Here is a 24,162-nt window from a genome sequence, read left to right on the forward strand (position 1 = left end):
TTTTATGACAGGAAATGTGACAGCAAATTCACCGCTGTCACAATTCTGCGAGAGGCTTTTCCCTGCGCGACAAGGGTTTGTCCCAGCGCGGCATCAATGTCGGATATCGGGGATAAACGAAAACTTCCGAAAGTTGAATGAACCCTTGCGGGTTTCGTATGAAGTTGTGAGGTGGAAGGTTTAATGCCCTCCACCACCACCGGCGACCTGCTTCGGTTTGCGCAGCATAACGGCGCAGACAGCAAGCGAGCAGAACATCATCGTGAGAATGAAGAACACATCGATGAAGGAGAGCAGGGTAGCCTGCTGGCGCACAATGCCGGAAAGCTTGGCAATGGCGATTGTTGCGCCGTCCATGCCAGCCGCATTGTATTTGGCTGTCAGACTGGCGATCATTTTCTCCGCTTCGGCATTGCCCCAGCGGACATGCTCCGCCAGACGCTCATAGTGCATGTCACCGCGACGGGTCAGAATCGTGTTGATCACGGCAAGGCCAACAGCGCCACCCAGATTACGGGTCAGGTTGAAAAGACCCGACGCATTTTTCAGCAGAGCAGGCGGAAGCGTGCCGAGCGCCAGATTGTTGATCGGCACCATGCAAAGCATCAGTGAACAACCGCGCAGGATCTGCGGTAGCAGCAGTTCGTAGAAATCCCAGTCTGCAGTGAGGCCGGTCACCATCCATGTGCCTGCCGCAAAGCCGAGGAAGCCGATCATCATCATCAGACGCGGATCCATGCGGTTTGACAGGAAGCCTGCCAATGGCGCGGTGAAGAACATGGCAAGGCCGCTGACGAACAGCGCTTCACCAATCATCAGGGCATCGTAGCCGCGTATGCTGCTGAGATAGAGTGGATAAAGATAGGTAAGGCCATAGAGGCCGACGCCCATCACGAACGAAAACAGTGAGCCAAAGGCAAAGTTGACGTTCTTGAAGGCGCGCAAGTCCACAATGGGTTCTTCAGCCGTGAAGGCCCGGAAGAAGAAGAGAATACCACCGATGATCATGACGCCGGTCAGAATGAAGATGGCTTCATCCTGCAGCCAGTCGTTACGCGGGCCTTCTTCAAGCACATATTCCATCGAGCCGAGGAAAGCTGCCATGCCGGCAAGGCCCCACCAGTCGAACTTGCTGAGGAGCGAACTGTCGCCTTCGTCGAAGTCGATGAGGTTCCATGCGGCGATGGTGACCAGAATGCCAGGACCGACATTGACCAGAAACAGCCAGTGCCAGGAGAAGGCGTGGCTCAGATAGCCGCCTACCGTGGGGCCGATGGTAGGCGCAAGCGTTGCCACAAGGCCAATCATCGGCGAGACGATCGAGCGCTTGGAAGGCGGGAAGATGGTGAAGGCAGCCGCGAACACGCTGGGGATCATGCCGCCGCCGATGAAGCCCTGAATGGCGCGGTAGACGATCATCTGCTCGATGTTCGTCGCTGTCGCACAGAGCATACTTGCGAGGGTAAAGCCTGCCGCCGAAAGGGTGAAGAGAACGCGCGTCGACATCAGGCGTCCGAGGAAGCCCGACAGCGGAATCATGATGACTTCGGCAATCAGGTAGGATGTCTGAACCCAGGATATTTCGTCGGAACTGGCACTCAGACCCGCCTGAATTTCAGCAAGCGATGCCGAGACGATCTGGATGTCCAGGATCGCCATGAACATGCCGAACACCATGGCCAGAAAGGCTACGGCCTTCTTCGGGTCGATGCGGTCATCCGCCGGGGCTACTGGCCCCATTGTCGTATCTGCGGCCATGACGGCGCACTCCGGAATGGAAGAGAAAGGCGGCGCGAAATCCGTTTCGCCGCGCCGCCATGTGTTACTTCAATAGGATCTGCCGATTTCGATCAGTCGGCTTTTTCGTCGGGTGCCGTACGCGTATCGATATCAACCACGACACTCAGGCCCGCGCGAATCTTGCCGGATTCGAGCGCTTCCTTCGGGATCATGATGCGAACAGGAACGCGCTGCACGATCTTGGTGAAGTTGCCGGTTGCATTTTCCGGAGGCAGCAGCGAGAACACTGCACCCGAGGCCGGGGCGATGGACGCGACCTTGCCGTCGAATTTCGTGCCGTCGATTGCATCGACATAGATATGCGCGGTTTCACCGGTCCTGATCTTTGCGAGCTGCGTTTCCTTGAAGTTCGCGTCGATATAAAGCTCATTGACCGGAACAAGTGCCGCGATTTTCTGGCCCGGCGAAACGAGATCACCCTTCTTGCCAGCAAGATTACCGATCACACCGTCGAACGGCGCGCGCAGCGACGTGAAGGAAAGATCGCGCGCGGCTTTATCGCGGGCAAGTTCCAGCGATTTCATCGTGCTGTCGGCTTCGCTATATTGAGCGTTGAGCACTTCGATATTGGCCTTGGCGGAAGCGACCTGCGCATCGCCGCCAGCGACCTTGGCGCGTGCCTGGTCCAGTGAGGACTGCGCCGTATCGAGATCAGCCTGCGCGACGAAACGCGTTTCGTGCAGCTTCTGCACGCGTGCAATCGTGTTTTGCGCATTGGTCAGGACTGCTGTTGCGGCCTGCTTGTCGGCATTGGCCTGCAGAAGAATGGCCTGCGCAGCATCGGTCTCAGCCTTGATGCGGATGAGGGTCTGCTTCTGGGTTGCGAGCTTGGCTTCTGCTTCATCGAGCGCGATCTGGTAATCACCCGCGTCAAGCTGGAAGATGACGTCGCCAGCCTTGACCTGCTGGTTCGCGACCACCGGGATGTTTTCGATATAGCCCGTAACCTTCGGCGCGATGGACGCAATATCGCCCTGCACATAAGCGTCGTCGGTTGAAACCATGAAACGTCCAACTGTCCACCAGTCATAGGCAAACCAGAGGCCTCCGGCGACCGCGACCGTCAGAATGCCGGGAAGAAGGACACGTTTGCCGAAGCCCTTTTTCTTTGCAGGTTCTTTGGCAGTTTCCTTTGGGGCGGCTTCCTGCGGGGTCGGTACGGTATGGGGCTGCGATCTCTCGTTCAGAGGCGCCTCACTTGTCGCTGGCTGGGTTGCCGAGGCGAAGTTCTTGGCGTTGGGGAACGGATGAATATCGGCCTTATCAACGGACTTCGGGGCGGACATAGGGGAAACTTTCTGCACATCCTTCGGATTGAACCGTTCGGTTCGATGTTGACATAGATCAATAAGATGCGCATATCAAGAGGATATCGAACCGCTTGGTTCGAAAAAAGTTAAGAGTCTCGAAGAATGAAGCCTGATCGCAACACCAAAGGAACACCGGATACGATGATGCATGACCGGAACCGGCATGATGAAAAAGGTGTCGGCCGACCCGGAAACAGCAAATCGTCCTGCTCCGAAACGGAATGCGGTCGCACGCGGCTCGGCGCCGGTCAGGACCCTGCAAAACGCCGCCAAATCCTTGAAGGCGCTCAGGATGTGTTCCTGCGCATGGGGTTTGACGCAGCCAGCATGAACGACATCACGCGCGAGGCTGGCGTGTCGAAGGGAACGATCTACGTTTACTTCAACAGCAAGGAAGATCTGTTCGTCGCACTATGCGAGCATTACCGCGATACAATGTTTCGTGAACTGATCGAAAAACTCGACAAGGGTTTTAATTCGCGCCAGCAGTTGACCGACTTCGGCGTGGCGCTGGTCACGCTGATAACCTCGCCGACGGCAGTGCGTGCACAGCGCATTGTTCTGGGTGTCAGCGAGCGCAAGCCCGAGCTTGCAGCCCGCTTCTACGAGCGCGGACCGAAGCGCAGCCTCGTTCTCATGGCCGAGTATCTCGATGATATGATTAAGAATGGCGAACTGGAGCCTTTCGATCCCGAGAAAATGGCCTATCAGCTCTCCGATTTGTTCCTGTCTGGCCTCTATCGGCCTCGCCTGTTTGGCGTTTTGCCGGAACCGCCATCGGCGGAAACGATTCGTAAAAACGTTGAGCTCGCCATCGACTTTTTCTACCGTGCCTATGGCACGGAGCAGCGAAGTGTTCAAAAAGAGAACAGTTGATTTTTACAAATCGATTTAGAAAATTTTATTTTTGGCTCAATCTATAAATTTTGCTTGAGGGCCATAATTTACGCACTGTTCTTGTGTGTAAAGGATTGCAATCCATTAATTGCGGGTTGCCAGAGACTACATTTTTTATGTCACTTATAAACGATTGAAAAGTTCTAGGGACACGATTCGCTGATATTTCAAGACGGCAACAAAGTAACCCTCGGACTTGCGTACCAAGGATATTGTAAAAATGACACTCGATCTCATTCATTTTCCGAATTTCAAAAAGACCTTCTTTGGAACGGCCTTCCAAAGCGACACCCTTGCTCTCCTGACGCGAATTCGCGATGAGATCGGTTGCCGCCACATCATGCATACCTATCGCGGGCGCATGGGTGACTGCACGAAAACCACTTCTTCCGATCTGACAGTCGTGATGACCGTGCCGACCTCCTGGACTGCGCGTTATTCCACCAAGAATTATTTCGTCATCGATCCGATCTTTCAGGAAGACGCGCCTTATTTCCAGAATGATGCCAGCGGTATCGTTCGCGATCTTCAGGAAGATGCCAATGAGTGCCCGTCCATTGCTGAACTGCTGCAGGATGCGGAAAAGCACGGACTGGGCAACATCTTCGTCGCCGTGTCAGCCCGGAGCCAGAAAGGTGCTGTGGGATGCACCTTGTTCATGTTCGAGATGAGCCCCGACGAGGATCGCGAGCAATTTGTGGCCAAGCTTCGACCGCGCCTGCTGAGTCTGTCCGGGATCATTCATTCAGCCTTGTGCGGCTGCAAGGATGTTGCGACGGTCGCAAGCCTTCTCACCCCGCGTGAAGTCGACTGCCTGCGTTGGGCCGCGAACGGCAAGACGGACGGAGAGATTGCGGAAATCCTGAGTATCGCGCGCTGGACCGTCGTGACCTATCTCCAGAATGCGAAGATCAAGCTCAACTGTTCCAACCGCACGTCGGCTGTCGCGACGGCGCTGTCGCTCGGCATCATCGAAATGCCGGAAGTTCACCATCTGGTGTAGTTCAGCCGCAGTATAAAGACCTGATTATAACGACACCGGATGCTGAGACATCCGGTGTTTGTTTATTCTTCTCGCCACATCTGCCTTGCGCAAACCACTCCGCACTTTTGCTGGAAATGCTTCAGGCCCTTTTTCTGAGCGGCAGGCGTGCGGCGTCGAATGCGTTGGCAAGCCTCGCCGTATTCTTGGCCGGGTCTTCATCCGCATCTTCGAAGGCGATATGGTTCAGCTCTACTCCGGCAGTCTTGTCGGTCAGCGTCAGGCGGAAATAGGCATAGACGCCCTGATTGCGGAATTCCATGTCGAGCACGATGGCTGGAGCCGACTGCCAGTCGCAGAGATATTCGCCGCCATGGCCGAGTTCCAGCGTGCCGGGAAAGAAATAAAGCTCGGTAGCTGAACTGACGATATCGGCGATATTGGCAAAAAGCTCGCAGCGTATGAAAGCAATGTAATCCGCCGGATCGACCAGACGAAGATCGGTTGCGACCTCAACCAGGTTCTGGGCAATAATCGCCTCGCGCTCGTTCGAGAATTGCAGGCTCTTCATGGTTTCACCGCCGATCTGGGGGAACAGGCTGTCACTGTTCTGAAATATATAAAAATCATGGCTATTCATCAATGTATCGCGTGCCGTGCATTGATCACCCGGATAAGCTCGGCAACAGCCTTGTAGAATTCGGGCGCGATCATCTGGTCGACATTGACCTGTTTATAGAGCGCGCGCGCCAGCGGAACGTCCTCGAATATCGGGATGGAATGCTGCGCTGCAATCTCTCTTATCTTCAGTGCTATGAGATCCTGTCCCTTTGCTACAACGATCGGGGCTGCATCCTGATCGGGCTTGTAGCGCAGTGCTACGGAAAAATGAGTCGGATTTGCGACGATCAGCGTTGCCGTCGGAACGGTGTTGATCATGCGGCGGCGCGCACGGTCGCGGCCAAGCGAACGCAGGCGCGATTTGACCAGCGGGTCGCCTTCCGACTGCTTCAGTTCGTCTTTGACTTCCTGTCGCGTCATGCGCAGTTCCTGCCGCCAGTGAATGCGTGACCAGGCAAGGTCGAATGCCGCAATTGCGGTAATGGCCAGAACATTGGCGACGAGCAGGCGCACCATGTTCTCGCGCAGAAACTCCGGCAAGGCGCTCGGGTCGGAAGCGACCGCATCTGTGAAAAGACTGTTGCCGTTGAAGAAGACGACAAAGACGATGACACTTGCCGCCAGAAATTTCGCCAGCGATTTGAGGAATTCCACCTGACCGGCGCGCCCGAAAATCCGCTGCCAGCCTTTAAGCGGAGATATGCGGGATGCCTGCGGGCGGATGCGTTCGCCAACGAAGCGCGGCGCATTCTGGAATGCGGAGGCTGCAATACCGGCAAGCGGAATGATGATGAACACTGGCACCAGGGCTGCACCGACTGCCAGCGCCAGCACGCCAAACAGGCGGCTTGCATCTTCCGCGCTGTTGAGGAGCCAGTCCTCGGGGCGGTCGATTAGTTCGCGCAGGAAGACGGCGAGCTTCGTGGTGGCAGGCCCTGCGACAAAGACCGCGATAATCAGAAAGGAAGCAATACCGGCGAGGATCGGCGTTTCGCGGGAGAAGGGCATATTGCCCTTTTCCAAGGCGTCGCGGATCTTCTGCTCGGTGGCTTCTTCTGTTTTGCTTTCCTTGTCAGCATCATCTGCCATGGGTCACACAGGATCAGGACGAAGCTTCGCTTGCGTCGAGGGTGATGATACCGCGCTCGGAAAGATCGATGGCGATACGGGCTATCGTGCGGCGCGCATCGGCAATGTTCTGCGCGGTTATGTTGCCCTGCTCGGCGCCAAGCTCGGTTTCCACCATGCGGCGACCACGGGTCGAGAGCGACGAGAGAACGAGCTCCTGAAGCCTTGTGTCTGCTCCACGAAGTGCGGTTGCGATCTGTTCCGTCTGCACTTCATCGAAGAGCAGCAGGCGCGCGCGCTGCGACAGGCGCTCGATGTCTTCGAAGGTGAAGAGCTTGGCCTTGATGCGGTTGAGATCGTCGCGGTTGAGATCTTCCAGGCTCGCCATCAGTTCTTCCATCTCGCTTCTGTCGAGCTGGTTGAAGATGTTGGCGATCTGGCCGTGATGCGCCTTGACCGGACCGGAATCGCTGCGACCGAGAAGATCGCGCCGCAGCACGTCTTCGAGAAGTTCCGCAGCCGCCGGTGCCACATTGCCAATATGAAGCGAGCGCTGCACGACGGCATTGCGCAGCTGAGGCGGCAAGACGACGAACAGCCGGGCTGCGAGGTCGGATGGCAGCTTCGACACGATATAGGCGATGATCTGCGGATGCTGGTCGGTCAGATAGGCCTGCAGGTTATCAACCGGCAGGCGCCCAAGCTGCACCCAGACCGATTCCTGAACGAGCTGCGGCTGAACGCGGTCTTCCAGAACTGCATCGACTTCTTCCTGCGGCAGAGCTTCCCGCAAGAGACCTTCGAACCGTTGGGCGGCTTCTGAAACTGGCGCGCCTTCGGCAAAGGAATCCTCGAACTGCTTGACCAGCTGTTCGAAGTCGAGCGGAGAAATCGGTTCCAGCGTACGGGCATGACCGGCAAGCTTGCGCAGGTCCTCGGCATTGAAATGCTTCAGAAGACGTGAGGCAGCGGGGCGTCCGATGGCGACGAGGATCGCTGCCGCCTTTTGCGGGCCGGTCAGCGTATCGACGAGCCCCGTAGCGCCGCCTTCAAGATCTTCCGCGAGGGCTTGCTGTTCATTGTCGGCCATGGTCACGTCCGTTACTTGCCGATGATTTCGGTGAGGCTGACACCGAAGCGCGAGGAATCGTCTTCAAGGACGATCACTTCGCCACGGGCGATGACGCGGCCATTGACCACGATATCGACCGGATCGCCGATCTGCTTGTCGAGGGTGATAACCGCACCGCGACCAAGCTTCATCAGATTGGCAACTGGCATGGTCGTGCCGCCAAGAACAACCTGAACATCGACAGGGATGCCCATGATGAGTTCGAGATTGGGTTTGGATGCGCCCTTCTGCGTGCCGCGCGGCTTTTCCTCGCGCAGTTCCTCAATGGCTTCGTCCAGTTCCTGCTGCATGTTCTTGTCCTTGTTGTCAGCGCTCATGCCTGCCCCGCAAGTTCGACGGTAGCTTTACGAACCGCGCGACGCACGAAAACCGGCAGCGCGTTCTTTTCCTTCGGGAGCGATTGTTCGGTGGCAGTGGCGATCTTGTCTTCGGTGCGCGGCGAGTTGTCAGCGACGTTGCGCGCATGGCGGATGTCGCGGGTCAGGGCCTTGCGCAGCCTGTTCAGTTCTTCGATGGCTTCTTCCATTTCGCGGCGCACGCGCTGCGTTTCGGCAAGACGGGCTTCGAGCTTGTTGTTTTCGTCCGTCAGGTCGGTGCGTTCGCTCTGGATCGCCTTGACGGCGCGCTCCAAACCGTTGGAGGCGGCTGCAACGCGCAGCGCCAGCAGCTTGCCAAGCTTGATCGTCTCGTTGGCCTTGCGGCCAACCACGATGAGCGCAGCAAGCGAGGCAAGAGCCATCAATGTGGAAAGCACGTTAGCCAGCAACAAGCTCATCGATGAAATCCTCTTCCTGATTGACCGGGTCGCCGACCTTGACTGTGAAATGAATGCCCGATTTGCCGAGCGTGCACTTGAAAAGCTGCTGATCGCCGGCGCGTAGGCGCACTTGCTCCATGGCATCGACAGGCAGTTTGAGAACCTGACCGATTTCGAGCATCGACAATGCGTCCAGCGTCATCGATCCCTGCTGGATGAAAGCTTCGAGTTCGATGCGGGCACGGCTGACTTCCTGCCGCATCTTCTTCGCCCAGCTCGGATCGGTCTGGTTCATCGGACGGCGCAAAAAGGCTGCCACGGCATCCTGCATCGGCTTGTGCGTGCTGCGCGGCAGCAGCAGATGAACCTGCCCGGTTTTGCCTGCGGCAGTAACATCGATGCGGCAGGCGAAAAGGCGCGAGCGCTCGAAATTCTCACGGTCGAATTCGGCTGTGTCGGTGCATTCACCGGCGGCAAAAAGCGCCTGCCCGTTCGCTTGCCCGTTTGCGGCAAAAACCTGATCGAGAGAACTGGCGAGATGACCGGCAAGAAGAGCGGAAATCTTCTGTTCCAGCATGCCGAAAGGCCGGTCCTCATCGACAGAGCCGACATGGCCCTGTGCGCCATACATGGCTTCGATCACGGAGAAAACGAGCGTCGCATCGGCGGTGAGATAAAGTGTGCTGCCCCAACGCTCGGCCTTCAAAGGTGCGATGATCGCAGCCTTGTCGAGAATATCGGCAAAGGCAGCATCGTCAGTGCTTTCCACCTGGCCTGCTTCAACGTCGAATGCGGCAGCGCAGCCATGTTTCAGCCGGTCACAGAAATGGGTCGAGGCATCCTTGAACACATGGGCAAGCGATTTCAGGTCGTCGCCTGAAAGACCCGCTGCACGCAGCAGGTTCTCGGCCAGAACATCGCTTTTGCGGTTTTGCCCCAATGTGGCTGTGTCGGGGGTAGTCATCTTACGCTGCCTGCTGGGTCGGCGCGCTCGCCATGGTTTCCTGCTCGACCACATCGATGGTCGGGCGATCATAGGCGGAGATGGTCTTGCGGCCATACTCCACGGCGATCTGCGGCAGGGAGCCGTTCATATAGGCGAGAAGCGTCTGCTTCACGACGATGTAGAGGCGATTGTTCTTTTCGCGGGTCGATTTGATCTTGGCTGCGATCGGGCCGACCACGCCGTAAGAGAAGAAGATGCCGGCAAAGGTGCCGACAAGGGCGGCACCGATCAGATGGCCCAGCACTTCCGGCGACTGGTCCAGCGCGCCCATGGCTTTGATGACGCCGAGAACAGCGGCAACGATGCCGAGTGCCGGAAGGGCTTCGGAAATGCTGACCATGGCGTGGTAGGGCTTGAGCTTGTCGCGGGCGATGGTGTGGATTTCCTCGTCCATCAGCGCCTCGATTTCATGCGAGCGCACATTGCCCACGATGATGAGGCGGCAATAGTCGCAGATGAAATGGGTGAGGTCTTCTTTCTTCAATACGCTCGGATAGGCCTGAAAAATCGACGATTCTTTCGGATTGTCGATGTGGACTTCCACTTCGTTGCGCGATTTGGCGCGCAGCTCGCGCATCAGGCTGTAGAGCACGCCCAGAACGTCGAGATAGTCGCGCTGTTTTGGAACGGCATTGCTGAATGCTTCCATGCAGGCGCGGCCGGTGTCTTTCACGAGTGAAAAAGGGTTGGCGATGAAGAAGGTCCCGAGTGCCGCACCCAGAATGATGACGAATTCCCAGGGCTGAATGAGCACGCTGACATGTCCGCCCATGGCGATAAAGCCGCCCAGCATACAACCCAGTGTGATGACAAGACCGACGATAATGCCCAAAGCTCGAGACTCCCGCGTACAAGTTCGTTCATTGCACCTTATGGATCGCGGCTTGCGCGAAGCTTGCCAACTGGCACGGGCGGAAGCCAGCTTCGGACAAGCTTGGTCTTTCATAAAGGATCGAAATACCGGAAGGGGGTCATGCGCATGGTCGATACGATGACGAGCTATCGCCTGATCGCGTCGGATATGGCGCGGTCGTTGCAGCGTGTTTCGAAGGAACCGATGGTGGAGCGGGAAACCGCCTACTACAAGGAGAATATCGGCAAGGTGAAATCCATCGATGATTTCATGGCCGATAGCCGCCTTTATAATTACGCGATGAAGGCGTTCGGTCTGGAAGACATGGCCTTCGCCAAGGCGTTTGTCCGCAAGATTTTGACCGAAGGCATCACGAGCGATGATGCCATGGCGAACAAGCTGACCGACAAACGCTACAAGGAATTTGCAACCGTCTTCGACTTTGCAGGCAAGGGCGCAGAGGCGACTGAGAGCACTGCGGCCCAACAAGGTGTCGTGGACAAATATCTTCGTCAGACGCTGGAAACGGAAGCCGGAAGCCAGAACGAAGGCGTGCGGCTGGCACTCTATTTCGCACGCAAGGCGCCGACGATCACCAATGCCTACGAAATCCTTGGCGACAAGGCGCTGGTGTCGATGATCCAGACGACCTTCGGCTGGCCATCCAGCATATCCAACGCCGATGTCGACAAGCAGGCGAAGATGATCGAGGACAAGATCGACTTCACCAAGATGTCCGATCCCGATTACGTATCGAAGCTCATTTCGCGCTTTACCGCCATGTATGAGATGAACAATCCAACGGCGAGCAGCCCGGCGTCGATTGCGTCCCTGCTTCTGGGCGGAACCTCGTCCGTCGGCATTTCGATGGATATTCTCAGCACCTTGCAGAACTTCAAGCCGGGCGGGCGTTAGGCGATGCAGAATAATTCGATTTATGTCGGGCTTTCGTCGCTCATCACGCTGGAACGGCGGATGGATGCCATTGCTCATAATGTCGCCAATGTCTCAACGGTCGGTTTCCGGGGCGAGGGCACCAAGTTCGATACCATCGTTTCGAACAAGGCCAGCGACGATGTGAGTTTCGCTACGGCGGGCAAGAGCTTCATCCGTACCGAAGCAGGCCCTATGATCAAGACCGACAATCCGCTGGATGTTGCGGTCAAGGGCGATGTCTGGATGTCGGTCTCGACACCGCAGGGGCAGATTTATACGCGTGACGGGCGCATGAACATGCTGCCGACGGGCGATCTCGTTTCCATCACCGGCCATCCGGTTCTCGATGTCGGCGGTGCCCCCATCGTACTCAATCCCGGCGGCGGCGCACCGAAGATTTCAAGCGACGGCGCAATCTACCAGAACGGAGCACAGATCGGTGCCATCGGTCTTTACACTATCCCGGCCGATGCCGACCTGACCTATGCAGGCACATCCGGCGTGATCCCGAACAAGCCTGCCCAGCCGGTGGCCGACGACAACAGCGTGGGCGTCGTGCAGGGCATGATCGAGGGATCGAATGTTGATGCCATGACGGAGATGACCCGCCTCATCAGCGTGAGCCGCGCCTTCGAGCAGGTCAACAATCTCTTGTCGCAGCAGGAAAGCACCGTCTCTGAAGCCATCAAGACCCTGGGCTCCAGAAACGGATGACGCCTGATCTGCCGCTCTCCCGTCTGGCCGCTTTTGCCCGTCAGCAATCGGTGGCGCCAAAGCCGCTCACCGGTATCGGCGGAACGGTGAGCGACGTGTCACGCTCGGCGATTGCCGTGCGCGGGCTTTCGCGTGATGCGCATTTGGGCGATGCGGTGGCGATCCACGCGCAAGGCGGCCAGAGCCTTGCCGAAATCATTCGGGTGGCTGACACGCAGGTGCTGGTCAAACCCTTCGATGACCGCATCATTCCGTCGCTTGGCGCTGCGGTTTTCGAGGAAGGGCCGATGCGCATCCGCCCGGCACTCGAATGGCGCGGACGTGTCATCAATGCGCTGGGCGAGGCGGTTGACGGGAAGGGCGCGTTGCAGCCCGGTACCCGGCCAATGGCATCCGAGAGCCTTGCACCGGCTGCCTTGCGCCGCGGGCGGGTGGATCGCGGCTTGCGTACAGGCGTCAATGTCATCGACATTTTCACGCCGCTTTGCTTCGGCCAGCGTATCGGCATCTTTGCAGGATCGGGTGTCGGCAAATCGACGCTGCTTGCGATGATGACGCGTGCGGCGGATTTCGACACGGTGGTACTGGCTTTGACCGGCGAGCGTGGACGCGAAGTGCGCGAGATGCTGGAAGAGACCATGGCAGGTCACCTGGACAAAACGATAACCGTGGTTGCAACGGGCGATGAAAGCCCGATGATGCGCCGCCTCGCGCCCAATACGGCGACGGCCATCGCCGAATATTTTCGCGATCTTGGTCAGAATGTCCTGCTGATCGTCGACTCCGTCACGCGCTTTGCCCATGCAGCGCGTGAAGTGGCGATTGCCGCTGAGGAACCGCCGGTTTCGCGTGGCTATCCGCCAAGCGTCTTCAGCCAATTGCCACGTCTTCTGGAGCGCGCGGGGCCGGGTATCACGGAAGCGGGAGGCAGCATCACCGGCATCTATTCGGTACTGGTCGACGGCGACGATCACAATGATCCGGTTTCCGACACGATCCGCGGCACGCTGGACGGCCACATCGTGCTTGACCGCGCGATTGCAGCGCAGGGACGCTTTCCGGCGGTCGATATTCCGGGCTCGGTTTCGCGCCTTGCGAAACACAATTGGACGCCGGAACAACGCAAGCTGGTCAGCCAATTGCGGGGCATGGTTGCCCGTTTTGAGGAAACGCGCGACCTGCGGGCCATCGGGGCGTACCAGAAAGGCCATGACGGCCTTCTGGACCAGGCGGTCGATCTTGTGCCGCGCATTTACGACGCCTTGCAGCAATCGCCGGAAACCGGCCTATCGGACGATCCCTATAACGACCTTGCCGCAGCACTGCGCGGCGACAGACAGGCGCAACACGCATGATGACGGGCTTTCGCAAGACAAAGGAAGAGAAACTCCTTGCAGATCTGACGGCGGAGGTCGAGGCCGCTGCACGACAGGAAGGCATGAAGAAGCCGCAGAGCAAGGTGGATCGCTACCTCAAGATCGCGGCCATCACACTCGCCGCCGGAAGTGCGATGCTGCCTTTCGTCACCTATCTTCAGCGCGTCGATCTGGGTTCGCCCGAGAAGGCCGAGCGCAAGATCATCGATCCGCTGGACCGTTCGGAACAGAAAACGGTGCGTCGTTTTCCGTCCTTCCGACCATCGGAGCAGGTTGCGCCGAATGCCGATGTGGACAACACGATGACAGGCTCGGTCATGTCGAACGGCAAGGGGCTTCCGGGCACCGGCATGGGCAATGGCGGCGATGGAAGCGGGGATGGGCAGGCGTTCCCGAAGCCGGTTTTCGCGCTGCGCGAAGTCGTCGGCGGCATGGCGATGATCGAGGATACGTCAGGCTACTGGTTCGTCGAAAAAGGCTCGTTGCTGCCGGATGGCAGTCACCTTGTCTCAATCGGTCGCGGTGCTGGCACCTGGCAGCTCACGACATCGTCGGGCGATGTGATTGAGATGCGGAGGTGAGGGGGAAGGCAATAAGGCCCTCCTGCCCTATCCTCCCGCAAGCTTGACGCAAGTTCCGGCCTTTAAGTTAATCAACTGTAAAGGCGGGAAACTCCATGAGCTCCATTCATCTTTTCGATCTGGCTGCAAGGCAGGCGCAGTGGTTGTCGGTGAGACAAGCCACTGTTGCGGGCAATGTCGCTAATGCGAACACGCCGGATTTCCGGGCGCGGGACGTGCAGCCTTTCGCGGATGTACTGGACAAGACGCAGCTTACCATGGCTGCCACCAGCCCCCTGCATCTGGAATCCGGGGCCGACGGGATTACCGGTGCGCGCCTGCGGCCGGACGACATCACCGAGCAGACCCATTCCGGCAATACGGTCGATGTCGAACAGGAAATGATGAAGGCCGGTGAGATCGCCCGCGAATATTCGCTCAACACAAGCATCGTCAAAGCGTTCCATCGCATGATGCTTTCGGTCGCGAAGGGGTAGTTATGTCTTCCGATGCCTTGCAAAGCACATTGAAGATCGCAGCGTCGGGCCTTTCAGCCCAATCGACGCGTCTGCGCATCGTTTCCGAAAACATCGCCAATGCGCAGTCCACCGCCGAGACTGCCGACGCCGATCCCTATCGCCGCAAGACGGTGTCCTTCCGTACCGAGCTGGAACAGGGCACAGGAGCCGCCGAAGTTCGCATTGCCGAAGTCGGCAAGGACACATCGCCCTTTATCGAGCAATACGAGCCGAGCCATCCCGCAGCGGATGAGCGCGGCTATGTCCGTTACCCCAATGTCAACATGGTCGTCGAAATGGCGGACATGCGCGAAGCCAATCGTTCCTATGAAGCCAATTTGCAGGTCGTGAAACAAGCCCGTGAGCTGATTTCCATGACCATCGATCTCTTGAGGAGCACATAATGTACGACTCGATCATGAGCATTTCGGCGCGCAATGCCCTGTCGCGCCTCTCGGAAACCGTAGCCGAAAAGGGCGTGGGTTCCACTTCCGCGCCGCAGGCTGTTCCGGCAGCTCCGGGTGCCTCGTTCGGCGAAGTTCTGTCTCAGATGACGGATTCCGTCGGCCAGAAGCTGCAGACGGCTGAAGCGACGTCCATTCAGGGCATCAAGGGCGATGCGCCGGTGCGCGATGTGGTCAGCTCAGTCATGGAAGCCGAACAGTCGCTTCAGACGGCCATCGCGATCCGCGACAAGATCGTGCAGGCCTATCTCGAAATCAGCCGTATGCCCATCTGATTTGCGGTAGCCAAGGATAAATAAGCCATGAAAGCCCTGACGATCGCCGCCACCGGCATGAACGCCCAGCAGCTCAATCTGGAAGTGATTGCCAACAACATCGCCAATATCAACACAACGGGCTTCAAGCGCGCGCGTGCGGAATTTTCCGATCTTCTTTATCAGTCCGAGCGTACGGCAGGCGTGCCCAATCAGGCTAACCAGTCCATCGTGCCGGAAGGCGCTCTGGTTGGCCTTGGCGTGCAGACGGCAGCGGTGCGCAATCTCCATATGCAGGGCAGTTTCAACCAGACCGGCAATCCATTCGATCTGGCTTTGACCGGCAAGGGCTGGTTTCAGATTCAGAGCCCGACCGGCGAGACGCTTTATGCGCGCGCTGGCGCGTTCAACAAGAATGCCGATGGCCAGCTTGTGACGCTCGATGGCAATCCTGTCGAACCGGCGATCACCATTCCGCCAGACGCCGTTGAAGTGACGGTCACCGATACGGGACAGGTTTTCGCCAAGCTGCAGGATCAGGTCAATCAGGTCGATCTCGGCCAGCTGACCCTCGCCAACTTCACCAATGAAGCGGGTCTGGAGCCGCTCGGCGGCAATCTCTATCGCGAGACGGAAGCATCCGGCGGTCCGCTGGTCGGCGTGCCAGGCGATCCGGGCTACGGCTCGATCAAGCAGGGCTATCTCGAAGCGTCGAATGTCGATCCGGTGAAGGAAATCACCGATCTCATCACGGCGCAGCGTGCCTATGAAATGAATTCCAAGGTTATTCAGGCTGCCGACGAAATGGCGGCAACCGTATCGAAGAACTTGCGCTGACGGTGATGGCGATGGGCTGTGTGAAGGCGATCTTTCAAAAGAAAAGGCTGGTTCTTGCCGGTGGCTTCCTGCTTGCCGCAATGGCTGGTGCAAGTGCGGCAGACCGCATCGCCTTTGTGGTGCCTTAGGCCACCGTCTATCCCGGCCAGATCGTAAGCGATACGGCATTGCTGGAGAAGCAGTTCTTCATCAATGCGCCGGCGGCGACCCAATATGTGCTGTCCCCGGATCAGGCGGCAGGCAAGGTGGCGCGCAAGACGCTGCTCCCCGGCAAGCCGATCCTCGTTTCCGCATTGGGGGAGCCGTCTCTGGTTACACGCGGTGTACCGGCGCCGCTGGTCTTTACCGCCGGTACGCTGACCATAACCGCCATGGGCACGCCGCTTGAATCCGGCGCGGTTGGCGACTTCATCAAGGTTCGTAACGTCGATAGCGGCATCATCGTGTCCGGCACGGTGCTGGCCAATGGGCGCATTCAGGTGGGGATGCAGTGAGAAAAACTTGCGCCGCCCAGATCGCCACTTTGTTCGCCGTCCTGGCGCTCGTTTTCCAGCCTGTTGCAGGATTTGCGGACGAGTCGTCGAAGAATGCGCGGGAATTCGGTTCCGCAGTGGATGCTGATGCCGATTGGCTTGGCTCGGGTGGCGATCCGTCGAAAATGGCCTATGCCGAACTTGGCCGGGGAAGCGCGGTTGCGCGCCTGAAGGATATCGCCACCATTCAGGGCGTGCGCGAAAACCAGCTTGTGGGCTATGGTCTTGTCATCGGCCTCAAGGGCACCGGTGACAGCCTGCGCAATTCGCCGTTCACCGAACAGTCCATGCGCGCCATGCTGGACAATCTCGGCATCAGCGCGCCGCGCAACTCCACCCGCTCTAAAAACACGGCTGCGGTCATCGTGACAGCGAACCTGCCCGCCTTTGCCGGTGCCGGTTCGCGCATCGATGTGACGGTATCGTCACTCGGCGATGCGACGTCGCTGCAGGGCGGCACACTGGTCATGACCCAGCTCATGGGTGCCGACAATCAGATTTATGCCGTTGCGCAGGGCAACATGATCGTGTCCGGCTTTGCGGCGGAAGGTGAAGCCGCAAGCGTGACGCAGGGTGTGCCGACTTCCGGTCGCATCCCCAATGGCGCGCTGGTCGAACGCGAAGTGGCGGGTAATTTCGGCAAGGAAACCGAAATGATCGTCGAGCTGCGCGATCCTGATTTCACCACTGCCGTGCGCGCTGCCGACACGATCAATGTCTTCGCCAAGCGCCGTTATGGTCGCGGTGTCGCTATTGCGCGCGACGCCAAGACGATCCGCCTGTCGCGTCCGAAGAACGTGCCTGCCGCACGTTTCCTCGCAGAGCTTGAAGGCCTGCCGATCACGACTGACGAAGTGGCGCGTGTGGTGGTTGACGAACGGACAGGAACTGTCGTCATCGGCGAGAAGGTGCGTATCTCCAAAGTGGCGATCAGCCATGGCAGCTTGACGGTTCGTGTAACAGAAACCCCGATGGTCGTTCAGCCAGAGCCGTTCAGCGATGGTGTAACGGCTGTCGAACCGAACACCGATATCGCCGTCAACCAGCAGAACGCCAAGATTGGCATTCTGACCGGCGCAAATCTTGAAAATCTGGTGAAGGGCCTGAACCAGATCGGCGTGAAGCCGACCGGCATCATCGCAATATTGCAAGCTATCAAGACATCCGGCGCGCTTCATGCGGAACTGGTGGTGCAATGACCATGGCTCATAAAATGATCCGGTATGGTTCGGCAGTAGCGCTGCTTCTGGCTGCCTCCGCTCCGGCATTGGCGCAGCAGGCGGTGACGCCAGCTCAAGCACCAGTAGAGGCATCGGCGGCACAGCAGCTTGCTTCTTCGCCGCCGCTTGGCAACCTCGATGAAATCCGCAAGTTCTGCGGCAATATCGACGATCAGGCGGCGGACGCCCGCTACGCGCTGCAGGCCAAGCAATTGACCGAGCTGAAGGCCGATGTCGAGGAACGGATGCGTGCGCTTGAGGAAAAGCGCCGGGAATATGAAATGTGGCTGAAGCGCCGCGACGAGTTTGTCAGCAAGGCGCAGGATTCGCTGGTCGACATCATCTCGAAAATGAAGCCCGATGCAGCGGCGGCGCAGATGGCGCTGATTGGCGACGAAGCGGCGGCAGCCCTGATCCTCAAGCTCAACCCGCGCGTATCCAGCATCATCCTCAATGAAATGCCGCCGGAAAAGGCCGCCAAGCTGGCACGCGTCATCGTCGGTTCGCAGCGCACGACGACTGCACCGCAGGCTGTGAAGGATCAGTCGGGCAGGGATCAGCGCGCCGCGGCGCAGTCCGGGAATACGGTTCAATGAAAAACAGCATGAACAAAGCAACCCTTACAGCAGCAGTACTGGTTCTTCTGGCCGGTTGTGCCACCAAGCCGGAGGAAATCGGTCGGGCACCCGATCTGTCCCCGGTTGCGGCCCATCTTGGTATGCAGAACAATCCGCAGTCCAACGGCTATCCGGCGCGTCCGAGCAAGGCGACCTATTCGCTCTGGGACCAGCGTTCGACCAATTTCTTCAAGGATCCGCGTGCGGCGACGCCGGGTGATGTCCTGACCGTCATCATTTCAATCAACGACCGCGCCAATCTCGATAACAAGACGGATCGCGAGCGTGTGTCGAAGGGCATTTACGGTGCCGGTGGTTCGTTTGCCACGAGCAGCAGCACGGGTGCCGGTGCCGGCGGCGACATGGATGCTTCGCTCAACACCCATTCCGACAGCAAGTCGAAGGGTAAGGGCACCATCGAGCGCAGTGAAGATATCCGCCTGCAGGTTGCTGCCATCGTCACCGATACGCTGCCCAATGGAAACATGATCATCCGCGGGTCTCAGGAAGTGCGCGTCAACAATGAGCTGCGCGTGCTGAATGTCGCCGGTGTCGTGCGTCCGCGCGATATTTCCGGCAATAACACGATTTCCTACGACAAGATTGCCGAGGCCCGCATTTCCTATGGTGGCCGCGGACGTCTGAGCGAGATTCAGCAGCCGCCTTACGGCCAGCAGATTCTCGATCAGGTTTCTCCGTTCTAGGGCGCTGAGCATGAGTGATACGACGGTAACGGAAAAAGACGGTAAGGCGAAAGGCTCCCTGACGGGGCTGCTGGCGGCTGTCGCGGTTCTGACCGTCATCGCGGGCGGTGGCGGCTGGTATCTGGGCGGCATGATTTCCGCCGATCAGCTGGCATCGGCCAAACCTTCCGGCAAGGAAGACAAGCCGAAGCAGGGCGACTTCGAATCGCGTTCCATCGGCACCGTCGTGCCCCTGCAGCCGATCATCACCAATCTCGGCATTCCGCAGAACACCTGGGTGCGTCTCGAAGCCTCGCTGGTGGCAAAGCCGGGCCATGAAATTCCGGCGGCGGTGGCGGCAAGCGTCGGCGATGATTTCCTGAGCTTCCTGCGCAGTGTCAACCTCATGCAATTGCAGGGCGCGGCCGGGCTTGCCTATTTGCGCTCCGATTTGGAAGAACGTGCGCGCCTGCGTTCGGAAGGCGCTGTCGAACGCGTTTTCATTTCGGCATTGGTCGTAGAATGAAAAAACTTCTTGGTCTTGGCGTTCTCCTGACGCTCGCTCTCACCGTTTCCGCACAGGCGCAGCAGCCGCTGACGCTCGACAATCTGCTGCCTGCAGGCAGTGGTGCTGCGAGCGGTCAGATCGTGCAGTTGTTCGGACTTCTGACGGTGCTTTCCATTGCGCCGGGCCTGCTCATCATGGTGACGAGCTTCACGCGTTTTGCCATCGCCTTTTCGCTTTTGCGTTCGGGGCTTGGCCTCCAGACCGCGCCTGCCAGCATGGTGATGATCTCGCTTGCCCTGTTCATGACCTTCTATGTCATGGCGCCCGCCTTCGACCGGGCCTGGAACAATGGCGTGCAGCCCCTGATGCGCAATGAAATCACGCAGGAAGCTGCTTTCGGTGAAATATCGCAGCCTTTCCGTGAATTCATGATGGGGCAGGTGCGTGACAAGGACCTGCGGCTCTTTGAAGATCTCGCTGATCCATCGTTCCGCACCGGCGATGACGGTATCGTCGATTTCCGCGTGCTGGTTCCAGCCTTCATGATCTCGGAACTGCGGCGTGGTTTTGAAATCGGCTTCCTGATCGTGCTGCCATTTCTGGTGATCGACCTCGTCGTGGCGACGCTCACCATGTCGATGGGTATGATGATGCTGCCGCCGACGGTGATCTCGCTGCCGTTCAAGATTCTGTTCTTCGTGCTGATCGACGGCTGGAATATTCTGGTCGGAAGCCTCATACGATCCTTTTCGTAGAGACTGGAACGAGCTGACACACCGCAGCTCGTTCCGAAAGTTCAGTTGTTGATGCGGACTGTCAGCTTATAGTCGCAGGTGTCATGATTGACCTCTTCGGCCACAAGAGTACAGGTGGGGCTGCTGCCGGTACCGTCGGACTTGATGAAATGCCGACTATAGCCCGACGCCTTGCATCCAGGTGCAGGATTGGTGAAGCTTGGCCCTTCAGCATAAACCGTCAACTGACACGACTTATAAACGGTGTTATCGGAATAGCGGTACCTCGCAATCATCGAACGTAGATAAGTATCATCTTCTGCCTTGTGTGTGAGGACGCCGGTTGCACCATTCGCAATTGTCGATGGTCGTGTACACTTTCCGTCGGGATTACAGGCGCCTTGTGTATAATTGATGGACTTGCCCGCATTGTTGATCCAGTTCACTGTGATCTGATTGTCGGCCAATGCAGCTGAAGCGGCGACGAGCGAAACAGCCAGAATTGAAAAACGAAGCATGATCTTCCTTCCATTAGTTAACACTTGTGGAACATAAGGCGAACATATGGAGTGGGGATAAGTTTGGACCGGTGGGTCGCGTCGATCTGTCAGGAACCCACTTGATGAAAAAGAAAACCTCAATTAGAATTTGAGCGGATTATTTAGTAATCTCTTAATATTTCGAGCTTACGACGATCCTCATGGTGGGTTTCCGCGCGTTACGCGGCAACAGGCATGATGCCGCTCCACCATGCCGGTAATATAAAAATCCGGCCTGTCCCTCAGATTGTTTTTCCCAAGGGGCAAAAAACTATGGCTAGCATTCTTACAAATTCGTCGGCTCTGACCGCTCTCCAGACGCTTTCTTCGACCAACAAGGCACTGGAATCAACCCAGAACCGTATCTCGACCGGTCTCAAGGTTGCCGGTGCATCCGACAACGCTGCTTACTGGTCCATCGCAACGACCATGCGTTCGGACAACAAAGCCAACTCGGTTGTGCAGGATTCGCTCGGCCTCGGTGCTGGCAAGGTTGACACAGCTTATACGGCCATGAACAAGGCCATCGAAGTTGTTGACCAGATCAAGCAGAAGGTTCTTCTTGCGAAGACTTCTGGTGCGGAAGATCGCGCCAAGATTCAGAGCGAAATCGCAACCTATGTTGCTCAGCTCAAGGACAATGTTTCCGGCGCCAACTATGCCGGCTCCAACCTGCTGACCTCGGATTCGTCGAAGGACACCGCTGATCCTACTGCCACCCCGGCAGTAGCTGAAAGCAATTCGCTCAACGTCATCACCTCTTACAACCGTGATGCTTCGGGCAAGGTAACGACCGGCACGATTTCCGTGAATTACTCCACGACGCGCCTTATCGATTCCGGCACCGGCACGGCTGCCGGCGTTCTCGACAAGAACGGCGGTGCATCTGCCAAGTCGATCCTCGACATCAATGTCGCTGATCTGACCGGCGTTACGGATTATGACGCTACGGACGTGGCTGGGACCGAAGGCGCGGCATTCGACAACCTCCTGACCGACATTGAAGCCGCTCTCGGCTCGATGGCAACTTCTGCTGCTGAATTGGGTGCCGCAAAGGCACGCATCGACATGCAGAAGGATTTCGTTTCGAGCCTTTCGGACTCGATCGAAAAGGGCGTTGGCCAGCTCGTTGACGCTGACATGAACAAGGAATCGGCACGTCTGTCGGCTCTTCAGGTTCAGCAGCAGCTCGGCGTTCAGGCTCTGTCGATTGCCAACTCGTCGAACCAGAACATCCTGTCGCTGTTCCGCGGCTAATCTGAGTAGACAGCAAGGGCGCCGGGTTGCCGGCGCTCGCGAGTTCTCAGGTAAATCAGGGGTTCGCATCCGAACCGACCTGATCGGATCGGATGTCTTTGGGCGGAAAACGGGGCGCGGGATTTATTCCGCGCCCCAATTCTTTGCGCTCAATACCAGTTTCCGGAAGCACTTGCTTCATCAGCCGCCACTTTCGCGCAAGCTTCGCGGGCTAGTTTGCATGCATCATTATGGCGGTGGTGTGGATGCAGCAGAATTTCCAGCAATTGATCGAACAGCTCAAGGGTACGCTCGGCAAGCTCGGCGCGCGAAAACTCATCGCGCTCGGACTGGTGGGCGCGGCACTCATGGGCGCGATCCTCTATACGAGCATCTATCTGAGCCGCCCATCCTACGAGACGCTCTATGTCGGCCTTTCGCGTGACGACGTGAACCGCATGGGCCTTGCGCTCGGTGAAGCAGGCATTCCTTTCGACGTGAAGGCTGACGGCTCGTCCATCCTCGTGCCCATCGGCAAGGCTGAAAATGCCCGCATGTATCTGGCTGAAAAGGGCCTGCCGACCTCGAACAATGCCGGTTACGAGCTGTTCGACAATATGGGTTCGCTCGGCCTCACATCGTTCATGCAGGAAATCACCCGCGTTCGTGCGCTTGAAGGCGAAATCGCCCGCACCATCCAGGCCATTCGTGGTGTGAAAGCCGCGCGCGTTCACATAGTCATGGCAGAAAAAGGCTCGTTCCGTCGTGGCGACCAGAAGCCGTCCGCCTCGGTCGTCATCCGCGCCGAAGGCGGCTTTGCTGCCGAATCTGCACAGTCCATCCGCCAGCTGGTCGCTGCCGCCGTTCCATCGCTCGATGCTTCCGCCGTCACTGTTCTTGACACCAACGGTCGTCTGCTGGCATCGGCTGGCGAAGCTGCCAATGGCGCAGCCCTCATGACCGCCTCGCTGGAACAGCAGGTTGCAGGCAATGTAGACGACAGCATCCGCAAGGCGCTTGCGCCCTATCTCGGCATTGGCCATTTCCAGACGAGCGTTCAAGCCGTGCTCGATACGGACCGCCGCCAGATCAACGAGACGACCTACGATCCTGAATCCCGCGTCGAGCGTTCCGTACGTGTTGTCCGTGAAAGCGGCGATTCCCGCAACAATCGTAACGACAATGCAACCGGTGTGGAACAGAACATTCCGCAGGAAGAAATCCAGAACCGCAACGGCGAAAGCTCGACGGAAAAGACCGACCGCCGCGAGGAACTGACCAATTACGAAATGAACAGCAAGACTGTCTCCACCGTCAGCGATGGTTATACCGTCAAGCGGCTGTCCATTGCCGTGGTCATCGATCAGGCGCGCCTTCTGGAAACTGCGGGTACCACACCGCCGCCTGCCAATTTCGTCGATCAGCAGATCACCAAGATCCGCGACCTCGTTGCAACGGCTGCCGGTCTCAATGCGGATCGCGGTGACGTCATTAATGTGACGGCGGTGAACTTCCTCGACCCTGCCGGTGCCGATATGGAGCCGGTCTCCACGCCGTGGACCGATACTGTGCTTCGCCAGAGCGGCTCTTATGTCAATGCGCTTGCAATCCTTGCCGCCGTTGGTCTCCTGATCTGGTTCGGTCTGCGTCCGCTGCTGCGTGACCAGAATGCCAAGCCAACCGGCACGGAAGTGGCCGTCCGCGAGACGAGTGAAGTGGCAATGCCGAATTTCGTCGGCGGTCAGGCGGCTGGTGAAGGCGTGCAGGCTGTCATCGGTGGGCCGGAGGCCTATGCCGATCAGATGAAGACCAGCCTCAGCGATCTTCGCCAGCGCATGCGCATGCCTGCCAAGCTACGTCTGGAGCAGATGATCGACATGGATGAGGAGCGCGTCGCCTCCATTCTCAAGCAGTGGATTCACGAAACCGCCGCGAGCCGCGAAGCCCAACCATTGAGGGAATCGGCCGTAAAGGCTTCGGCCATGCCGGAGCTTGAGGCGGCCTGAC

At 58.0% G+C, this 24,162-nt stretch carries 27 protein-coding genes and 1 pseudogene; 18 read left to right on the forward strand and 10 right to left on the reverse strand.

All coding sequences use genetic code 11. From position 1 onward, the window contains the following. Positions 1–180: 180 nt before the first annotated feature. Both KWJ32_RS12170 and KWJ32_RS12175 read right to left on the reverse strand, forming a co-directional pair. Positions 181–1,758: a DHA2 family efflux MFS transporter permease subunit gene (locus KWJ32_RS12170; protein WP_010660712.1), complete on the reverse strand. Its 1,578-nt coding sequence runs from the start codon at positions 1,756–1,758 to the stop codon at positions 181–183. A gap of 92 nt (positions 1,759–1,850) precedes the next feature. Continuing rightward, a complete protein-coding gene (locus KWJ32_RS12175; protein WP_012093526.1) occupies positions 1,851–3,086 on the reverse strand; it encodes an HlyD family secretion protein in 1,236 nt (411 codons plus the stop codon). 126 nt (positions 3,087–3,212) lie between these two features. Between KWJ32_RS12175 and KWJ32_RS12180 the strand changes: the two genes are divergently transcribed. After that, the gene (locus KWJ32_RS12180) at positions 3,213–3,986 is read left to right on the forward strand and encodes a TetR/AcrR family transcriptional regulator (RefSeq protein WP_029929827.1); all 774 of its coding nucleotides are present in this window, start codon (positions 3,213–3,215) and stop codon (positions 3,984–3,986) included. Between the two features lie 241 nt (positions 3,987–4,227). Beyond that, on the forward strand, positions 4,228–5,010 hold the full coding sequence (locus KWJ32_RS12185; protein ID WP_010660715.1) for a LuxR family transcriptional regulator: 783 nt from the start codon (positions 4,228–4,230) through the stop codon (positions 5,008–5,010). 121 nt (positions 5,011–5,131) lie between these two features. On the opposite strand, the gene KWJ32_RS12190 is transcribed toward KWJ32_RS12185, so the two are convergent. From KWJ32_RS12190 to motA, 7 genes are all read right to left on the reverse strand, one after another. Next, positions 5,132–5,560 (reverse strand): hypothetical protein, encoded by a 429-nt coding sequence (locus tag KWJ32_RS12190; RefSeq protein WP_012093524.1) that lies wholly within the window; start codon positions 5,558–5,560, stop codon positions 5,132–5,134. Positions 5,561–5,628: 68 nt separating this feature from the next. Continuing rightward, positions 5,629–6,699, reverse strand: coding sequence for a flagellar biosynthesis protein FlhB (gene flhB, locus KWJ32_RS12195; protein ID WP_010660717.1), 1,071 nt, complete (start codon positions 6,697–6,699; stop codon positions 5,629–5,631). A 13-nt stretch (positions 6,700–6,712) separates the two neighbouring features. Beyond that, positions 6,713–7,768 carry a flagellar motor switch protein FliG gene (locus KWJ32_RS12200; protein ID WP_010660718.1) on the reverse strand — a complete coding sequence of 352 codons (1,056 nt, stop codon included), beginning with the start codon at positions 7,766–7,768 and terminating at the stop codon, positions 6,713–6,715. Positions 7,769–7,779: 11 nt separating this feature from the next. Then, positions 7,780–8,127, reverse strand: a complete 348-nt coding sequence (gene fliN / locus KWJ32_RS12205) for a flagellar motor switch protein FliN (protein ID WP_012093523.1) — start codon at positions 8,125–8,127, stop codon at positions 7,780–7,782. After that, entirely contained in the window at positions 8,124–8,585 is a 462-nt protein-coding gene (locus KWJ32_RS12210) for a hypothetical protein (RefSeq protein WP_151691223.1), read from the reverse strand. The genes fliN and KWJ32_RS12210 overlap by 4 nt, the downstream gene beginning before the upstream one ends. Next, positions 8,566–9,531, reverse strand: coding sequence for a FliM/FliN family flagellar motor switch protein (locus KWJ32_RS12215; RefSeq protein WP_151691224.1), 966 nt, complete (start codon positions 9,529–9,531; stop codon positions 8,566–8,568). The genes KWJ32_RS12210 and KWJ32_RS12215 overlap by 20 nt, the downstream gene beginning before the upstream one ends. A 1-nt stretch (position 9,532) precedes the next feature. Next, positions 9,533–10,405, reverse strand: a complete 873-nt coding sequence (gene motA, locus KWJ32_RS12220; RefSeq protein WP_010660722.1) for a flagellar motor stator protein MotA — start codon at positions 10,403–10,405, stop codon at positions 9,533–9,535. A gap of 147 nt (positions 10,406–10,552) precedes the next feature. Here motA and KWJ32_RS12225 point away from each other — a divergent pair, with 147 nt between their 5' ends. From KWJ32_RS12225 to fliP, 14 genes and pseudogenes are all read left to right on the forward strand, one after another. Further along, positions 10,553–11,341: a DUF1217 domain-containing protein gene (locus tag KWJ32_RS12225; RefSeq protein WP_040128818.1), complete on the forward strand. Its 789-nt coding sequence runs from the start codon at positions 10,553–10,555 to the stop codon at positions 11,339–11,341. 3 nt (positions 11,342–11,344) lie between these two features. Next, positions 11,345–12,076 (forward strand): flagellar basal-body rod protein FlgF, encoded by a 732-nt coding sequence (gene flgF / locus KWJ32_RS12230; RefSeq protein ID WP_012093519.1) that lies wholly within the window; start codon positions 11,345–11,347, stop codon positions 12,074–12,076. After that, positions 12,073–13,431: a flagellar protein export ATPase FliI gene (fliI, locus tag KWJ32_RS12235; protein WP_012093518.1), complete on the forward strand. Its 1,359-nt coding sequence runs from the start codon at positions 12,073–12,075 to the stop codon at positions 13,429–13,431. Before flgF ends, fliI begins: the two co-directional genes overlap by 4 nt. Further along, complete coding sequence (locus KWJ32_RS12240) at positions 13,428–14,033, forward strand: hypothetical protein (RefSeq protein ID WP_012093517.1); 606 nt, start codon at positions 13,428–13,430, stop codon at positions 14,031–14,033. The genes fliI and KWJ32_RS12240 overlap by 4 nt, the downstream gene beginning before the upstream one ends. A gap of 95 nt (positions 14,034–14,128) precedes the next feature. After that, positions 14,129–14,509 carry a flagellar basal body rod protein FlgB gene (gene flgB, locus KWJ32_RS12245; protein ID WP_012093516.1) on the forward strand — a complete coding sequence of 127 codons (381 nt, stop codon included), beginning with the start codon at positions 14,129–14,131 and terminating at the stop codon, positions 14,507–14,509. Positions 14,510–14,511: 2 nt separating this feature from the next. Continuing rightward, positions 14,512–14,934 (forward strand): flagellar basal body rod protein FlgC, encoded by a 423-nt coding sequence (gene flgC / locus KWJ32_RS12250; RefSeq protein WP_012093515.1) that lies wholly within the window; start codon positions 14,512–14,514, stop codon positions 14,932–14,934. Continuing rightward, positions 14,934–15,269, forward strand: coding sequence for a flagellar hook-basal body complex protein FliE (locus KWJ32_RS12255; RefSeq protein ID WP_010660729.1), 336 nt, complete (start codon positions 14,934–14,936; stop codon positions 15,267–15,269). The genes flgC and KWJ32_RS12255 overlap by 1 nt, the downstream gene beginning before the upstream one ends. Positions 15,270–15,296: 27 nt before the next feature. Continuing rightward, a complete protein-coding gene (gene flgG, locus KWJ32_RS12260; RefSeq protein WP_012093514.1) occupies positions 15,297–16,085 on the forward strand; it encodes a flagellar basal-body rod protein FlgG in 789 nt (262 codons plus the stop codon). An 11-nt stretch (positions 16,086–16,096) separates the two neighbouring features. Then, positions 16,097–16,579 (forward strand): annotated as a pseudogene (gene flgA / locus KWJ32_RS12265) (flagellar basal body P-ring formation chaperone FlgA). Next, on the forward strand, positions 16,576–17,817 hold the full coding sequence (locus KWJ32_RS12270; protein ID WP_012093512.1) for a flagellar basal body P-ring protein FlgI: 1,242 nt from the start codon (positions 16,576–16,578) through the stop codon (positions 17,815–17,817). Before flgA ends, KWJ32_RS12270 begins: the two are co-directional and overlap by 4 nt. Then, positions 17,814–18,434 (forward strand): MotE family protein, encoded by a 621-nt coding sequence (locus KWJ32_RS12275; RefSeq protein ID WP_012093511.1) that lies wholly within the window; start codon positions 17,814–17,816, stop codon positions 18,432–18,434. Before KWJ32_RS12270 ends, KWJ32_RS12275 begins: the two co-directional genes overlap by 4 nt. Further along, positions 18,431–19,159, forward strand: a complete 729-nt coding sequence (gene flgH, locus KWJ32_RS12280; RefSeq protein WP_012093510.1) for a flagellar basal body L-ring protein FlgH — start codon at positions 18,431–18,433, stop codon at positions 19,157–19,159. The genes KWJ32_RS12275 and flgH overlap by 4 nt, the downstream gene beginning before the upstream one ends. A 10-nt stretch (positions 19,160–19,169) precedes the next feature. Continuing rightward, a complete protein-coding gene (locus KWJ32_RS12285) occupies positions 19,170–19,664 on the forward strand; it encodes a flagellar basal body-associated FliL family protein (RefSeq protein WP_012093509.1) in 495 nt (164 codons plus the stop codon). Further along, positions 19,661–20,401 carry a flagellar type III secretion system pore protein FliP gene (gene fliP, locus KWJ32_RS12290; RefSeq protein WP_010660736.1) on the forward strand — a complete coding sequence of 247 codons (741 nt, stop codon included), beginning with the start codon at positions 19,661–19,663 and terminating at the stop codon, positions 20,399–20,401. The genes KWJ32_RS12285 and fliP overlap by 4 nt, the downstream gene beginning before the upstream one ends. A gap of 41 nt (positions 20,402–20,442) precedes the next feature. On the opposite strand, the gene KWJ32_RS12295 is transcribed toward fliP, so the two are convergent. Continuing rightward, complete coding sequence (locus tag KWJ32_RS12295) at positions 20,443–20,898, reverse strand: hypothetical protein (protein WP_040128573.1); 456 nt, start codon at positions 20,896–20,898, stop codon at positions 20,443–20,445. 294 nt (positions 20,899–21,192) lie between these two features. Between KWJ32_RS12295 and KWJ32_RS12300 the strand changes: the two genes are divergently transcribed. Both KWJ32_RS12300 and fliF read left to right on the forward strand, forming a co-directional pair. After that, on the forward strand, positions 21,193–22,176 hold the full coding sequence (locus KWJ32_RS12300; RefSeq protein ID WP_012093507.1) for a flagellin: 984 nt from the start codon (positions 21,193–21,195) through the stop codon (positions 22,174–22,176). A gap of 230 nt (positions 22,177–22,406) precedes the next feature. After that, on the forward strand, positions 22,407–24,161 hold the full coding sequence (gene fliF / locus KWJ32_RS12305) for a flagellar basal-body MS-ring/collar protein FliF (RefSeq protein WP_040128575.1): 1,755 nt from the start codon (positions 22,407–22,409) through the stop codon (positions 24,159–24,161). Position 24,162: the final 1 nt, after the last annotated feature.

Source organism: Ochrobactrum sp. BTU2 (genome assembly GCF_024539785.1).
Classification (GTDB): domain Bacteria; phylum Pseudomonadota; class Alphaproteobacteria; order Rhizobiales; family Rhizobiaceae; genus Brucella; species Brucella anthropi.